This window comes from Candidatus Collinsella stercoripullorum (genome assembly GCF_027669965.1).
Lineage (GTDB): Bacteria > Actinomycetota > Coriobacteriia > Coriobacteriales > Coriobacteriaceae > Collinsella > Collinsella stercoripullorum.
Map to the genome: position 1 here is coordinate 31831 of NZ_JAQECM010000010.1, position 16858 is coordinate 48688.

The window sequence follows — 16858 nt, forward strand, 5'->3', positions numbered from 1 at the left end:
CGCCGCAGGGGACGGGAGAGCGGGACCGCAGGGAGGCCTAACGGAACGCCCAGCAGGCGATCGTGCCCTCGTGGCAGGCGATCGTCGGCGACGCCTCCTCGATCACGTTTGAGATGCCGAGGTCGGAGAGGAGCTCCACGCGCCGGCGGTCGAGCTCCCACCTGAAGCCGCGCTCGCTCACGACGGCCTCGCCGGACAGCGGGATGAAGGAGAACCGGGAGCCCACGGGGGCCTCGGGGCGCCAGGAGGACCCGCCGTGCAGGATGCGGCCGTCGAACCCGTCCTCGGCGAGCTCGACGCCGCCCTCCCAGCCGGCCAGGCGGCCGAGCACGCCGAGCAGGTGGTCGGGGTTGCCGCCCGAAAGGCAGGTGCAGACGAGGGCCGGGTCGCCCCAGCGCTCGCGCACCGCGCGCAGGACGAGGGAGAGGTCGGTGAAGTCCTTATGGGGGTCGTAGCGCTCCACGTCGAACGCCGCGCGCTCCCCCGCGTCGCGGGCGCGCTCCGCGGCCCTCACCGCCGCGGCGCCCTCGGCGCTCACCGAGTCCGCGTCCCCGCAGAACAGGTCGACCGGCACCCCCGCCGCACGGGCCGCATCGAGGCCGCGGTCGACCGCGACGACCGCGTCGGCGTCCCGCACGGCGCGGCGGACGGCGGATGCGCCCGACGGCTCCGGGGACCCGCCCACCACCGCGACGCGGCGCACGCGCGGCTCCCCCGCGCACGGAGACGGCACGGCTACTCCCCCTCCGTGAACGACAGGATGCGCTCGAGCGGGAGCTCGCTGAACTCGTCGACGAAGATCTCGCAGCGGGAGCGCACCACCTCGCGGTCGGCGCGCCCGTGCGGATCGTACACGCCGACGCGCCGGTAGCCCGCCGAGCCCGAGCTGGCGAGCCCGAACATCGCGTCCTCGAACACCCAGACGTCCCGGTGAGCGGGCACCTCGGACCCCGTCGCGGCGCAGAGCCGCTCGAGGGCGAGGTCGTACACGTCGGGGTGCTCCTTGGACGCACCGGCCTCGGCGGTGGTCACGAGCACGGGGAAGAACCCGTCGATGCCCAGCCGCACGAGAGCGCTGCGCACCAGGTCCTCGTCGGTCGAGGTCGCGATCGCCATGGGGATGCCCGCGGCGCGCGCCTGCTCCAGGAACCCCGCGACCCCCTCGCGAAGCGGGATCGTGTGCGCGTACCGGTCCGTCAGCATCCCGCGCAGCTCCGCGATGAGCGCCTCGGCGCTCTCGCCGATGCCGAGCTTCTCATGGTAGTAGGCGATCTCGTCGGGCAGCGCGAGGCTCTCGGTCGCGGCGAAGTCCTCGGGCGTCATGGAGATGCCGTAGCGGGCGACGAGCTCGGGGTAGATGGTGAGCCACATGCCCATGGAGTCGATCAGCGTGCCGTCGCAGTCGAAGATGAACGCGCGCGGCGCCGTGCGCTGGGTGTCCGACATACCGTGTCCTTCCTTTCACGAGTGGCGAGCCGAAACCGTCGGCACCGACCACTATAGAGGAACGGCAGGCCCCCTGTCCCGCGGGCGCCCCCCGCACATGCCGTACGCCGAATCGACGCCCCGCAACCCGCCCGCTGTGCTAGCCATCGCCCGGGACTGCCTTCAAGCTGTGACGACGCCGTCATCGCGCACCGGGTCCCGTGCCCGCGCGGGCGCCCCGCGGGCGCTCAACGGACAAAAGCGACCGCACTCCGCCTCCGCCTCCCCTGCTTGACCGCTCAAGTGGTAAATTATGGGCGTCGCTGTTTTTGCGAACCCACCCCCGGCGGCGGTGACCCCGCGCCGGATGCGGGGCGCATACGCGGCGATGTCGTATCCGATTCGGGCGACGACCGGTCGCCCATGTCGATTGGACGGACAAGTTGGACCGCACGCACGCTGAGACCGACACCACGGCGTCGGCCGCCCGCCAGAAGGACGACCCCTGCCTCATCATCACGGACGACGACATCCATCTGTTCGCCCAGGGCCGTTGGAACCGGAGCTGGGAGAAGATGGGCGCGCACCCCGACACGCAGAACGGCGTGGACGGCTGGCGCTTCTGCGTCTGGGCGCCCGAGGTCAGAAGCGTCCACGTGATCGGCGACTTCAACGGATGGGACGTCACCGCCGACCCGCTCACCGAGCTTGCCACCGGCGGGCTGTGGCAGGGCTTCGTCCCCGGCCTCTCCCAGGGCGACCTCTACAAGTACGTCATCGAGACCGATGACGGGACCCTGCTCTACAAGGCCGACCCCTACGGGTTCTGGAGCGAGAAGGTCCCCGGCACCGCGTCGCGCCTCATGGACATCACCGGCTACGAGTGGGGCGACGCCGCGTGGATGGAGCGCCGCCGCGCGACCGACCACATGAAGAGCCCGCTCAACATCTACGAGGTCCATCTGGGGAGCTGGCGCAGGCACGGCGACCAGCCGCAGGGCGAGCCGCGCGAGGACGGAACCTATCCCGGCCCCATGGACCCCTTCCCCGCCCAGATCGGAGAGTACTACAGCTACAACGACCTCGCGGTCGAGCTCATCGACTACGTCCGCGACATGGGCTACACGCACATCGAGATCCTCCCCGTCCAGGAGCACCCCTTCGACGGCTCCTGGGGCTACCAGGGCACCGGCTACTTCGCCGCCACCGCCCGCTACGGGGAGCCCAAGCAGCTCATGCACCTCATCGACGCCGCCCACGCCGCGGGCATCGGCGTGATCTTGGACTGGGTCCCCGGCGGCTTCTGCGCCGACGCCCAGGGGCTCGCCACCTTCAACGGGCACATGCTCTACGAGCGCGAGATCCATCCCAACTGGGGCACGCACAAGTTCGACTTCGGCCGCGGCGAGGTCCGCAGCTTCCTCGTCTCCAACGTGCTGTTCTGGATCGAGCTGTTCCATGCCGACGGCATCCGCATGGACGGCGTGTCGAGCATGCTCTACCTCAACTTCGGCGTCGACGACCCGTCCCAGAAGAAGTTCAACAAGTACGGCGACGAGGGCGACCTCGACGCCATCGACTTCATCCGCCAGGTGAACACCACCGTCGAGCTCGCCTTCCCCGACGTCATGATGATGGCCGAGGAGTCCACCGCGTGGCCGCTCGTCACCTACCCGCCCGAGGACGGGGGCCTGGGCTTCAACTACAAGTGGGACATGGGCTGGATGAACGACACCCTCCACTACATGCAGACCGATTTCCCCTGGCGCCCGGGCAACCACAACCTGCTCACGTTCTCGATCATGTACGCGTTCTCCGAGAACTTCATCCTGCCGCTCTCGCACGACGAGGTCGTGCACGGCAAGTGCTCGCTCATCGGGCGCATGCCCGGCGACTGGTGGCGCCAGTTCGCCGGCCTGCGCACCCTGGCGTTCTACCAGATGACGCATCCCGGCGCGAAGCTCAACTTCATGGGCAACGAGATCGCCCAGTTCATCGAGTGGCGCTACTACGAGTCCATCCAGTGGTTCCTCACCGACCAGTACGAGACCCATGCGGGTCACCAGCGCTTCATCCGCGCCCTGAACCACCTGTACACCGAACAGCCGGCCCTCTACCAGCTCGGGTACGTCGAGAAGGGCTTCGAGTGGATCGACCCCGACAACGCCGAGCAGTCCATCGTCTCCTTCGTGCGCCACGGCGACGACCCCGATGACGACCTCGTCATCCTGATCAACTTCGACCCGGCGTACTACGAGACCTACCGCATCGGCGTCCCGCGCGAGGGCGACTACGTCGAGATCTTCAACTCCGATACCACGGACTTCGGCGGCTCGGGCAAGGGCAACGCCGGCACGCTCTCGAGCCATCCCGAGCCCGAGCACGGGTTCGAGGACTCCATCGAGCTCACCGTCCCGCCGCTCGCGGGCATCGTGCTCAAGCGCCGCGGCCCGAGCTCCTACAAGCCGCCCAAGCCCAAGAAGACCACCGCGCGCAAGACGACCGCCCGCAAGGCCTCTGCCGGCACGAAGGCGACGGGCGCCAAGAAGACCGCCGCTAAGGCGAAGGCGACCGCGTCCAAGACCACGAAGGCCGCCGCGACCAAGGCCGGGAAGCCGGCCGCGAAAAAGGCCTCCGGATCCGCGAAGACGACCGGCGCCGCCAAGAAGGCGCCCGCCAAGAGCACGACCAAGCGCACGTCCGCCGCGAAGGCGGACGGCGCCCCCACCTCATCCACCCGCACGGCTCCCGCCAAGGCAGCCGCGAGGAAGACCGCGAAGGCCGCGCACGGAGCGGCCGCCGCCAGAAAGGCCGATCCCGAGGCCTAAGCGCCCGGGACGGCGAACCGACCGCAAGGGAGACACCCGCATGCATAAGATCTTCGAGACCACCGATGAGTTCAAGCGCGACTACCGCACGATGCTCATGGCCGAGGTCGGCAAGGACATCGACGTCGCCAAGAACGGCGAGCGCTACCGCGCGCTGGCCAAGCTCATCGCGTCCCGTGCCAACCGCCAGTTCGCCGAGTCGGACTCCGAGAACGGCAAGAGCGACAAGAAGAAGGTCTACTACTTCTCGCTCGAGTTCCTCATGGGTCCGCTGCTCGACAACTACCTGCTGAACTACGGCGTCCGCGACGTCGTCGAGCAGGGCCTGTCCGAGATGGGCATCGACCTCGACGACCTCCTCGCCGAGGAGGGGGACCCGGGTCTGGGCAACGGCGGCCTGGGGCGCCTCGCCGCCTGCTTCCTCGACTCCATGGCCGCCGAGGGCATCCTGGGCTTCGGCAACGGCATGCGCTACCGCTACGGCCTGTTCAAGCAGGAGATCCGCGACGGCCGCCAGGTCGAGGTGACGGACAACTGGCTCGCCAAGGGCTATCCGTGGGAGACCCGCCACCCCGAGAGCCGCGTGCTCGTGCGCTTCGGGGGCGACGTCGTGCGCCACGAGGACCCCGACGGCACCTTCCACTTCGACGTGGTCGGCGGCGACCTCATCGAGGCGGTCCCCTACGACGTGCCCATCATCGGCTACGGCGGCAAGACCGTGAACCGCCTGCGCCTGTGGAGCGCCGAGCCGGCGGGCGCCGACTTCGACCTGGACGCCTTCAACGCGGGCGACTACGCCAAGGCCAACAAGTTCCGCACCGACGCCGAGGCGATCTCGGAGATCCTGTACCCCAACGACGCGGGCGAGCACGGCCGCATCCTGCGTCTCAAGCAGGAGTACCTGTTCGTCGCCGCGGGCGTCGCCTCCATCCTGCGCACCTTCAAGAACGACTACGGCACCTCCTCCTGGGAGCGCTTCCCCGACCTCGTCGCCATCCACACCAACGACACCCATCCCGCCATGTGCGGCGCGGAGCTCATGCGCCTGCTCATGGACCAGGAGGGGCTCGACTGGGACACCGCCTGGGACATCGTCACCCGCACGGTCTCCTACACCAACCACACCGTGCTGCCCGAGGCGCTCGAGAAGTGGCCGATCGACACCTTCCGCCACCTGCTGCCGCGCGTCTACATGATCATCGACGAGATCAACCGCCGCTACATGGAGTCCTTCCCGCGCGACATCGACGCTTGGCAGGACAAGCTGCGCAACACCGCCATCCTCTGGGACGGCCAGGTGCGCATGGCCAACCTCTCGGTCATCTGCAGCCACTCGGTCAACGGCGTGGCGCAGCTGCACACCGACATCCTGAAGCGCGAGACCCTGCACGACTTCTACGAGCTCGCGCCCGGGAAGTTCAACAACAAGACCAACGGCATCTCCCCGCGCCGCTTCCTGGGCAACGCCAACCCGTCGCTCTCCCGCCTCATCACCGGTAAGATCGGCGACGGCTGGCTGGTCGACGCCTCCGAGCTCAAGCGCCTGGAGGCCTGGGCCGATGACGGCGAGTTCCTGGACGCGCTCGCGCAGAGCAAGCGCGAGAACAAGGCGCGCCTCGCCGCGTACGTGAAGCGGACCTGCGACATCGAGCTGGACGTCGACTCCATCTTCGACGTCCAGGTCAAGCGCTTCCACGCCTACAAGCGCCAGCTGCTGAACATCTTCAAGGTCATGCACATCTACAACCGCATGATCGCCGACCCCGGCTACCGCCCGCACAAGACCTCGTTCATCTTCTCGGGCAAGGCGGCGAGCGCCTACACCTTCGCCAAGGAGGTCATCCGCCTCATCAACTCGGTGGCCGACGTGGTGAACTCCGACGAGCGCGTCAACGACGTCATCAAGGTCGCCTTCATCCCCAACTTCGCGGTCTCCAACGCGCAGCTCATCTACCCTGCCACCGACATCTCCGAGCAGATCTCCACGGCCGGCAAGGAGGCGTCGGGCACCTCGAACATGAAACTCATGATGAACGGCGCCATCACGCTCGGCACCCTCGACGGCGCCAACATCGAGATCGCCGAGCTCGCCGGGCTCGAGAACGAGAAGATCTTCGGCATGAAGGTCGACGAGGTCGAGGCCCTGCGGCATGGCAACTACTTCGCCTGGGACCTCGTCAACGCCGACCGCGAGGGCATCGGCCGGTGCATCGAGGAGCTCACCGACGGCACCTTCGGCCGCCTGTCGGGCAACTTCGAGTCCATCCAGGCCGAGCTCATGAACAACAACGACTACGACTTCGTGCTCGCCGACTTCGCCAGCTACGTGCAGGCGTGGGAGGAGCTCACGCAGGTCTACGACGACACGCGCACCTGGCAGCGCATGGCGCTCATGAACATCGCCAACTCCGGCCACTTCTCGTCCGACCGCACCATCCGCGAGTACCGCGACGAGATCTGGCACGCGTAAGGGGCGGCCGCTCGCGGTCCGTCGTCCGCCACGGGCGGCGGACCGCTCGCATACAGGCAAGGCAGTATCCGAGACGTTTAGGCAATGAAGGAGAATTCGATGAGCAGAAAAGAATGCATCGCTATGCTCCTCGCAGGAGGACAAGGCAGCAGATTGGGGGCCCTCACATCCAAGATCGCCAAACCCGCGGTCAGCTTCGGCGGCAAGTACCGCATCATCGACTTCACGCTTTCGAACTGCGCCAACTCGGGCATCGACACGGTGGGCGTGCTGACCCAGTACCGCCCCTACCGCCTGCATGCCTACCTCGGCAGCGGATCGGCGTGGGACCTCGATGAGCGCGGCGGCGGCGTCTCCATCCTGCCCCCGTACGCCACCCAGGACGGCGGGGCCTGGTACGCCGGCACCGCCGACGCCGTCACCCAGAACCTGGACTACATCAAGGCGAACGACCCCGAGTACGTCCTGATCCTGTCCGGCGACGCCCTCTACCGCATGGACTACCGCAAGATGCTCGACAGCCACATCGAGAACGGCGCGGACCTGACCGTGGCCGTCATGCCGGTGCCCTGGGAGGACGCGAGCCGCTTCGGCATCCTCACCACCGACGACGAGGGGCGCATCGTCAAGTTCACCGAGAAGCCCGAGAAGCCCGACTCCAACCTGGCCTCCATGGGCATCTACATCTTCACCGCGGACTTCCTCATCAACGCCCTCGAGGAGGACGCGCTCGACCAGCGCTCCAGCCATGACTTCGGCGGGGACATCATCCCCAACGCGCTGGCTGCCGGCAAGCGCCTGTTCGTCCACGAGTTCCACGGGTACTGGAAGGACGTCGGCACGATCGCGAGCTACCACGAGACGAGCATGGGCCTTCTGGGCGCGAACCCCGAGTTCGACATCTACGAGAAGACCGCTCCGATCATGAGCAACGACACCACCCGCCCGCCGCACTACATCGGCCCGGACGGCCGCGTCGACGACTGCCTGGTCTCCAACGGCTGCGAGGTCTTCGGCACCGCCAAGCACTCCATCCTGTCCACCGACTGCGTCATCGAGGAGCGCGCCGTCGTCGAGGACTCCGTCCTGCTCCCCGGCTCGGTCGTGAAGAGCGGCGCCCATGTGGTCCGTGCGATCCTGGGCGAGAACGCCGTCGTCGAGGAGGGCGTCAAGCTCGGCAGCGTCGACACGCAGAGGGACACCGCCGTCGTCGGAAACGACGTCGTCATCGGGAAGGGGGAATGATCCGATGATCAACAACAAGGCCATCGGTTACATCACAGCCAACTACACCGCGATCGAGCAGGGCAAGCTGCTCGCCAGCCGCCCGCTTGCGTCCGTGCCGTTCATGGGGCGCTACCGCCTGATCGACTTCCCGCTGTCCAACATGGCCAACGCGGGCATCAGGACCGTCGGCCTCGTGATGCCGGGCAACTACCGCTCCATCATCGACCACGTGGGCCATGGCAAGGACTGGGGCCTCGACCGCAAGCGCGGCGGCCTGTTCCCCCTGCCGGGCAACCCCTACGGCTCTACCAAGACCGGCATGCGCTTCCTGCTGCGCGACATCATCTCCAACAAGACGCTGTTCCAGCGCGCCACCCAGCCCTACGTCGTGCTCATGGGTTCCAACATCATCTTCAACATGGACCTGAACGCCATCATCGACGCCCATGAGACCAGCGGCGCCGGCATCACCATGGTCTACGTCAAGACCGAGCGCGACCACGAGGACTGCAGCTCGCTCGTGATCGGCGACGCGGGCCGCGTGCAGAGCGTCAAGGAGGGCTGCCGCTACGGCGACAACAAGTTCCTCGACTGCTTCATCATCGGCCGCGAGCTGCTGCTCGAGATCATCGACCGCTACGCCACCGCGGACTACCTCGACATCTTCGAGGCCATCGCCTCCGACTTCGCCCGCATCGACGTGTGCAGCTACGAGTTCAAGGGCCTGGCCGTCGGCATGTTCAACGAGGGCACCTACTACCGCCGCAGCATGGAGATGCTCGACCCGCGCGTCTGCAACCAGCTGTTCATGAAGGACCGTCCGATCCTCACGAAGGCCCACGACGCCGCGCCGGCCAAGTACGCCTCCGGCTCGCTCGCCTGCAACTCCCGCATCTCCGCGGGCTGCGAGATCATGGGCACGGTGCGCAACTCCATCCTCTCGCGCGGGGTCGTCGTCGAGAGCGGCGCCAGCGTGATCAACAGCATCGTCATGCAGGGCTGCATCATCCGCAGCGGCGCCCGCGTCGAGAACGCCATCATCGACAAGAACAACGTGGTGCCCGCCAACACCGAGCTGCGCGGCACCCCGAGCGACATCCTCGTGGTGGGGAAGGCCCCCATCACCGAGTAACGGGCGCGTCCGTCCGGTTACAAAACCGACCCCCTCGCCCCACGGAGGCCGAACAGGGGTATCATGGAATCGCCGTCCGGCTGTCCGCCGGGCGGCGATTTCGCAAGACCGTGAGCTTAAACAGGAGAAGATTCCCATGGCTAAGAAACTGCAGATCGTGTTCGCGAGCGCGGAGGCCGCGCCCTTCGTGAAGACGGGCGGCCTGGGCGACGTCGCGGGCTCCCTGCCCGAGGCGCTCGTGCAGGCGGGCGCCGACGTCATCGTCATGGTGCCCAAGTACGCCACCATCGCCGACGAGTTCAAGGCCCAGATGGAGCACGTCGGCCAGTTCTACGTGCCCCTCGGATGGCGCAACGAGTACTGCGGCATGAAGCGCATCGTCCGCGACGGCGTGACCTATCTGTTCCTCGACAACGAGCACTACTTCAACCGCAGCTACCCCTACGGGTTCTTCGACGACGGCGAGCGCTTCGCGTTCTTCTCCAAGGCCGTCTGCGAGAGCCTGCAGTACCTGCCCGACGGCTTCATGTGCGACATCCTGCACTGCAACGACTGGCACACCGCGCTCGCACCCGTGTTCCTGCGCGAGTTCTACATGGACATGCCGCTGTACCGCAACGTGAAGACCGTGTTCTCCATCCATAACATCGCCTTCCAGGGGCAGTTCACCGACATGCTCCTCGGCGACGTGCTCGGCATGGCGCACATCGAGCCCGCCGTCCGCCAACTGCGCTGCGACGCCCGCTCCATCAACTACATGCAGGGCGCCCTCAACTACTCCGACGCCATCACCACCGTCTCTCCCACCTACTCCTGGGAGATCCGCACGCCCGAGTTCGGCGAGGGCCTCGACGGCGTCCTGCGCCGCCGCGAGAACGTCCTGTCCGGCATCCTGAACGGCCTCGACCTCAAGAGCAACGACCCCGCGACCGACTCGCGGGTCCACGCCAACTACTCGCGCGACGACCGCTCCGGCAAGGCCGCGTGCAAGGCCGCGCTCCAGGCGGAGCTTGGCCTCGAGGTCCGCGACGACCGCCCGCTCATGGCCATGGTCACGCGCCTCACCCGCCAGAAGGGCATGGACCTCGTCACCTACTCGCTCGACCGCATCCTCTCCGGCGGCGTGCAGGTCGCCGTGCTCGGCACCGGCGACGCCGAGTACGAGGAGGCCCTGCGCTACTTCGAGCGCACCTACCCCGGCTCGATGGCCGCGTGCATCGAGTTCGACCCGTACCTGTCCCAGCGCATGTACTCCGGCGCCGACATGTTCCTCATGCCGTCGCTGTTCGAGCCCTGCGGCCTGTCCCAGATGATCGCCATGCGCTACGGCACGCTGCCCATCGTGCGCGAGACCGGCGGCCTCAAGGACACCGTCATCCCCTACAACATGTTCACCGGCGAGGGCACGGGCTTCACGTTCACCCACTTCAACGGCGACGAGATGGGCGATGCCGTCTTCCGCGCCGCCCGCACCTTCTGGGATGACAAGGACGCCTGGAACAAGCTGATCGACAACGCCATGGACGCGGACTTCAGCTGGACGCGCTCCGCCGCCGCCTACATGGACGTCTACTACGGGCTGCACCCCGAGATGGAGCGCTACGTCCCTTTTGCGCCTGAGACGGCCGCCGAGCCGAAGGCCGACGAGACCGACGCCGCCCCCGTCGAGCCCGAGGCGGCATCCGACGAGGCCGCCGCTCCCGAGCAGGCGGCCGAGAAGCCCGCTGAGCCCGCGGTGAGCGCACCCGAGCCCGCGGCGCCGAAGGCCGAGGAGAAGCCGGCTGCGCCGAAGGCCGACGCCGAGCCCGCCCCCGAGCCGGAGCCGAAGGCCGAGGAGAAGCCGGCTGCCGATCCGGAGCCGAAGAAGACGACCGCCCGCAAGACGACCAAGACGGCGACGAAGACCGCGGCGACCAAGACGACCGCCGCGAAGAAGCCGGCTGCCAAGAAGGCCCCCGCCACCAAGGCGGCGGCGACCAAGACGACCGCCGCGAAGACCACTGCCGCGAAGGCGACGACAACCAAGACGGCTGCCGCGAAGACGACGGCGACCAAGACGGCCGGGACCAAGGCGTCCGCCGCCAAGACCGCGGCCGCGAAGGCCGCCCCCAAGGAGGACGCCGCGACCGCCGCGGCCGCCGAGGAGAAGCCGGCGACCGCGAAGACGACGAAGACGGCCGCGAAGGCCTCCACGGCGACGAAGGCCGCTGCCAAGCCCGCCGCGAAGACGACGGCCGCCAAGCGCACCGCGACCAAGACCGCGGCCGCCAAGCCCGCCTCCACCAAGACCGCTGCCGCGAAGACCGCGGCGGCCAAGGCGACGCCCACGGAGAAGCCCGCATCCGACGAGCCCGCCGCCGTGCCGGCGACCAAGGCGACCGCCGCGAAGAAGCCCGCCGCGACCGAGCCCGCACCTGCCGCCCCGGAGGAGAAGGCGCCCAAGGCGACGAGCGTCTCCGCGGCCCGCAAGGCCCCCGCGCGCAAGAAGCGCTAGGACGGCCGAGCAAGATTCGCCCTCCGGACGGGGAGCCGAGCTCGCGCACGGCTCCCCGTCCCTTTTGCGCGCGCGTAACGCCCAAGAAGCGGCGCAACTACGTTAAACTGTACGTTTGGCGTTCACGCCGAATGAACCGACCCCCTATCGCGCAGCCGCGCGGTACGCATGCAAGGATTCCGCTATGAAACTTCGACACAACAGCCGTCTGGCCCGATACCGGACCCCCTTCGGGGCCGTGACCGCCGGCACCGAGGTCACCTTGACCCTCGAGGTCGTCAAGGAGGACGCGGCGGGCATCGAATGCACCCTGCGCACCTGGATCGACGGGGTCGGCGAGCAGCTCTACCCCATGGCGGCCGACGGCTCGGGCGGCTACCGCGTCACCGTGAGCTGGAGCGATCCGAACATCGTGTGGTACAGCTTCATCGTCCGCACCACCGACGGCTTCGAGAGCCGCGTGGGCGCCCCCGAGGGCCATGTGGGCGGCGAGGGGGTCACCTACTACGACCGCGCCGACGTCCCCTCCTTCCAGATCACCGTCTACCGACACCGCGCCCAGCGGCCGACATGGTACGAACGGGGCATCGTGTACCAGATCTTCCCCGACCGCTTCGCCCGCGACGACGACTGGCGGACCCGCGCCCTGGGGCGCCTCGCCCATCCGCGGAGGGGCTGCGAGCAGCACATCGTCGAGGACTGGGACACGCCCCCGGTCTACGACCGCGACGAGACGGGCGCCATCCGCAGCTGGGACTTCTACGGGGGCTCCCTGCGCGGCATCGAGGAGCACCTCCCCTACCTCTCCGAGATGGGCGTCACGGCGATCTACCTCAACCCCATCTTCGAGGCGGCGAGCAACCACCGCTACGATACGGCGGACTACATGCGCATCGACCAGCTCCTCGGCACCGAGGAGGACTTCCGGAGCCTGTGCTGGCACGCCCGCGCGCTCGGCATCTCCATCATCCTGGACGGCGTGTTCAACCACACCGGCTCGGATTCGGTCTACTTCAACGCGTTCGGCAACTACCCCGAGCCAGGCGCCTGGTCGGGCGACGAGGACTCCCTGTGGCGCGACGCCTTCCGCATCAACGACGACGGGACCTACGACTGCTGGTGGGGCGTGGGCAACATGCCCGCCGTCAACCAGGGCTCCGAGGCCATCAGCCGGCTCATCCTGGGACCAGACGGGGTCATCCGCCATTGGCTGCGCGCCGGGGCGAGCGGCTGGCGCCTCGATGTCGCCGACGAGCTCTCCGACGAGTTCCTCGCCGGCATCAAGGAGGCCGCGACGCGGGAGAAGCCCGATGCGCTCGTGCTCGGCGAGGTCTGGGAGGACGCGTCCAACAAGATCTCCTACGGCAGGCTCCGCCGCTACCTGCTGGGCGACGAGCTCGACTCGGCCATGAACTACCCCTTCCGCGACCTCGTGATCGGGCTGCTCACGGGCGAGGGGTCCGGCTACACCGCGCGCGACGCGGCCGAGGCCATCGAGAGCCTCGTCGAGAACTACCCGCCCGAGGCGCTCGACTGCGCGCTCAACCTGCTGGGGAGCCACGACCGCCCCCGCATCATCTCAGTGCTCGGCGGCCTTCCCGACATCGACGCCCTCCCCGAGCGGGAGCGCGGCACCTGGCGCCTCACCGACGAGCAGCTCGGGCTGGCGAAGGGCCGCTTCTGGCTCGCCGCCCTCATGCAGATGACCTTCAAGGGCGTGCCGTCCATCTACTACGGCGACGAGGCGGGCGTGCAGGGGCTCACCGACCCCGGCAACCGCGCGACCTTCCCCTGGGGCCACGAGGACCGTGACTTCTTCACCATGGTGCGCAACGCCTCGGCCCTGCGCCGCGCCCTCCCGCTGCTGACCTCCGCCCCGCTCGAGGCCGAGGCGCTCGACGACGACGTCCTCTCCTACACCCGCGACGGCGGGGAGGGCGAGAGCGCGACGGTCGTCGTCAACCGCAGCACGACCGAGCTCCGCACGGTGAGGATCCCCTTCCGCGGCGAGCGCGGCGTCGACGTCATCGGCGGCGCCGACCTCGTGCGCGGGGAGGACGGGACCGCGGAGCTCTCCCTGTGGCCGCTCGGCAGCGCCGTCGCCTACTTCCATGAGGCGGAGCGCCTCCAGAAGCCGCTCGAACGCGGCTGGGGCGTGGTGTGCCACATCACCTCCGTGCCCAACGAGGACGGCCGGCCGGGCACCCTCGGCGCACCGGCGCGCGCCTTCGTCGACCACCTCGCGGAGATGGGCGCGCGCTACTGGCAGGTGCTGCCCGTGAACCCCACCGATTCGTTCGGATCGCCCTACGCGGGGCCCTCCGCGTTCGCCGGCAGCACCGACCTGCTCGAGGAGACGCCCCGCGAGCTCGAGGCGGCCTACGAGCGGTTCAAGTCCGACGGCGGCCAGAACTCCGCGGACTTCATCGCCTTCCAGGAGCGCAACGAGGTCTGGCTCGACCCCTACTGCGCCTTCATGGCCGTGCGCGACGCCTCGCGCGGGGCGAGCCGCCACCGCTGGCCGCGCGCCTACAGCCGCTACGACGTCCGCATCCTGGACGACGCCCGCTTCATCGACCGCGGCCGCTTCCACGCTTTCGCGCAGTACCGCTTCGACGCCGAATGGGCGGAGCTGCGCGCCTACGCGAACGCGCGCGGCATCGAGATCGTCGGCGACATCCCCATGTACGTCTCCGACGACTCCGCGGACGCCTGGAGCGAGCCCGCGATGTTCTCCCTGTCCGCGACGGGCAGGCCCACCGAGATCGCGGGCACCCCGCCCGACCGCTTCTCCGCCACCGGGCAGGTCTGGGGCAACCCCACCTACCGCTGGGACCGCATGCGCGAGGACGGCTACACCTGGTGGATCGAGCGCCTGCGCCGCTCGCTCGCGCTGTACGACCGCGTGCGCCTCGACCACTTCCTGGGGTTCCAGTCCTACTTCAACATCCCCGCGGGCAAGGAGGGAAGCGCCGGCCGCTGGCTCCCCGGACCGGGTATCGACCTGTTCCGCCGCGCCCACGAGGAGTTCGGACCCCTGCCGTTCATCGCGGAGGACCTGGGCTACCTCACGCCGGCCGTGCGCGCGCTGACCGCCTCCTGCGGCTTCCCCGGCATGGACGTGCTCGAGTTCGAGGACTACGACGTGCGCGGCGGCGTGAAGCCGGCGGCTGACAAGGTGGTCTACACCTCGACGCACGACACCTCGACGCTCCTGGGGTGGACGGGGGCGCGCTGGGGCGCCGACGCGACCGCCGAGGAGCGGGAGGGGCTCGCGGCCTCCATCATGCGCTCCGCGCTCGAATCGTCCGCGGACCTCGTCATGATGCCGTTGCAGGACGTGCTGATGCTCGGGGACGACGCCCGCATGAACGTCCCGGGGACCACCGAGGGCAACTGGTCGTGGCAGGCCGATGAGGCCGACGTCACCGCGGCCGTCGCGCGCATCCGGTCCCTTGTGGAGGAGACCGGCCGCCTCTGACCCGCCGGCCCGCGGCCCCTCCCGCCGCCGCGCCGATCCGGTGCGGCGGCGGTCTCATGCAGATTCGCCGTCGATGCGCCGGCGGCCGCGGGACCCGATGCGGATTCGGGTAGAGTATCGAGCGTATGACGAACGATGGGGCCGCGTGCGCGCGGCCGGGGACAAGGAGAGCTGAGATGGCACGTTACGACTACCGCTGCACCTCGTGCGGCACCGTCTTCGAGGTCGAGCACGGCATGACCGAGCGCCCTGCGGTGAGCTGCCCGGCTTGCGGCGGCGACGCCGAGAAGGTCTTCTCGCCGAGCGGCATCGAGTTCAAGGGCTCCGGGTTCTACAACACCGACCAGCGCGGGGGCTCCTCGAGCACCGCGGCGACCTCCGGGTCGTCCGAGCCCGCCGGCCACAGCTGCGAGAACTGCCCGCACAAGAACGACTAGCGACCGGCGATCGACAGAGCGCTCGAAGGCCGCCGCGCCGAGGGACCCCCCTTCGGCGCGGCGGCCTTCGCATGGACCGGGTCGGCGCGGCGCCGGGAGGCGCGGGCGCATCCCGTCGGGCACCTTGTCGCGGGCCGGACGGCGGAGCGGGGCCTAGGCGCTCCGGCGCAGGCGCGCGCAGAAATGGCCGTCGTAGCACCCCGGGGCCGGCACGCTCTGGAACATCCCGTCCCCGTCCTCGCAGACGCGCAGCAGTTCGGCGGCCGGGGCGAACGCCGGGAGGGAGAAGATGCCGGACCCCGACACCGGGACGGGAGAGAAGCCGGCGCCCCGGTCGCCGGACAGGAAGGCCTCGACCACCGCGCGGTTCTCCGCGGAAAGCACCGAACAGGTGGCGTAGAACAGCTCGCCGCCCGGTGCCACGTGCGCGGCGGCCTGCTCGAGCATGGCGAGCTGGAGGCCGGGCAGACCGGTGCGCGCATCCGCGGGGTCGAGGCGCCAGGGGATCTCGGGATGGCGGCGCATCGTGCCCGTTCCGGAGCAGGGGGCGTCGACCAGCACGGTGTCGAACAGCCGCGGCGGCGCATCCGCCCCCGCGAGCGCGCCATCGAGGTCGCGCGCGTCCCCGGTGACGAGGCGCACCCCGTCGATGAGGCCGGCGGCCTCCAGGCGCCCCCGGTTGAGCGCGCACTTGCGCTCGTGCAGGTCGAGCGCCGTGTGCTCGCGCGCGTACCCGGCCCGGCGCCCCTGAGCCGCCATGACGTAGGTCTTGGTCCCCCTCCCCGCCCCGATCTCCAGGCAGGTACCGGGCCGCGTGGCGGCCGTGGCGACGAGCTGGGCGCGAAGGTCGGACGCGGCCGCGTCGCCGCGCTCGAACAGGCCGCTCGCCACGAGCCGGGGGCCGTCGGCGCCCTGGATGCAACCGGGCAGCGCCGACGGGCTCCCCCCGACCGACGCGGCGTCGACGGACCCCTCGGCGCGCGGGCTCACGTGCACCGCGAGCGGCGCGACGCCGAGCTGGGAGCCGAACAGGGGGCGCGCGGCGTCCCCGCAGGAAGAGCGGATCTCGGCCGCGAGCCAGACCGGCAGCCCGGCGCGGCGCGCTTCGGCGCCCGCGGCGCGCCCGGCAGGGGCGACGTCCTCGGCGGAGAGGTACGCCTCGCGCGCCTCCGACACCCGGCGGAGCACGGCGTTGGCGAGCCCGGCCGCGCCCCGGGCCGAAGCGCGCACGAGCTCGACGCCCTGGCTCACCGCGACCTCGGGGGCGGTGCCGCCGTAGAGCAGCTCGAACGCCGCGATGCGCAGGGCGCAGCGCACGCGGGGCGACACCTTGTTCGGCTTCGCGAGGAAGGCGTCGAGCGCCT

Annotated in this window: 10 protein-coding genes; 7 read left to right on the forward strand and 3 right to left on the reverse strand. The window is 69.4% G+C overall.

Annotated elements, in window-relative coordinates; translation table 11 throughout:
• Positions 1 to 37: 37 nt before the first annotated feature.
• Entirely contained in the window at positions 38 to 733 is a 696-nt protein-coding gene (locus PHA29_RS04030) for a thiamine diphosphokinase (protein WP_270848225.1), read from the reverse strand.
• Positions 734 to 735: 2 nt separating this feature from the next.
• Positions 736 to 1446, reverse strand: a complete 711-nt coding sequence (locus PHA29_RS04035; protein WP_270403665.1) for an HAD family hydrolase — start codon at positions 1444 to 1446, stop codon at positions 736 to 738.
• 491 nt (positions 1447 to 1937) lie between these two features.
• Between PHA29_RS04035 and glgB the strand changes: the two genes are divergently transcribed.
• The 7 genes from glgB (at position 1938) to PHA29_RS04070 (ending at position 15494) form a co-directional block, all read left to right on the forward strand.
• Complete coding sequence (gene glgB / locus PHA29_RS04040; RefSeq protein ID WP_270848231.1) at positions 1938 to 4253, forward strand: 1,4-alpha-glucan branching protein GlgB; 2316 nt, start codon at positions 1938 to 1940, stop codon at positions 4251 to 4253.
• A gap of 40 nt (positions 4254 to 4293) precedes the next feature.
• Entirely contained in the window at positions 4294 to 6723 is a 2430-nt protein-coding gene (locus tag PHA29_RS04045; protein WP_270403663.1) for a glycogen/starch/alpha-glucan phosphorylase, read from the forward strand.
• A gap of 99 nt (positions 6724 to 6822) precedes the next feature.
• Positions 6823 to 7968: a glucose-1-phosphate adenylyltransferase gene (locus PHA29_RS04050; protein WP_270403662.1), complete on the forward strand. Its 1146-nt coding sequence runs from the start codon at positions 6823 to 6825 to the stop codon at positions 7966 to 7968.
• Positions 7969 to 7972: 4 nt separating this feature from the next.
• Entirely contained in the window at positions 7973 to 9082 is a 1110-nt protein-coding gene (gene glgD / locus PHA29_RS04055) for a glucose-1-phosphate adenylyltransferase subunit GlgD (RefSeq protein WP_270403661.1), read from the forward strand.
• Positions 9083 to 9218: 136 nt separating this feature from the next.
• On the forward strand, positions 9219 to 11576 hold the full coding sequence (gene glgA / locus PHA29_RS04060) for a glycogen synthase GlgA (protein WP_270848227.1): 2358 nt from the start codon (positions 9219 to 9221) through the stop codon (positions 11574 to 11576).
• Between the two features lie 184 nt (positions 11577 to 11760).
• On the forward strand, positions 11761 to 15057 hold the full coding sequence (locus PHA29_RS04065; RefSeq protein WP_270848228.1) for a 4-alpha-glucanotransferase: 3297 nt from the start codon (positions 11761 to 11763) through the stop codon (positions 15055 to 15057).
• A 176-nt stretch (positions 15058 to 15233) separates the two neighbouring features.
• A complete protein-coding gene (locus PHA29_RS04070; protein WP_270403655.1) occupies positions 15234 to 15494 on the forward strand; it encodes an FmdB family zinc ribbon protein in 261 nt (86 codons plus the stop codon).
• A gap of 153 nt (positions 15495 to 15647) precedes the next feature.
• On the opposite strand, the gene PHA29_RS04075 is transcribed toward PHA29_RS04070, so the two are convergent.
• Positions 15648 to 16858 (reverse strand): RsmB/NOP family class I SAM-dependent RNA methyltransferase (locus tag PHA29_RS04075; protein WP_270848229.1); only part of this gene is annotated, 1211 nt, incomplete at its 5' end.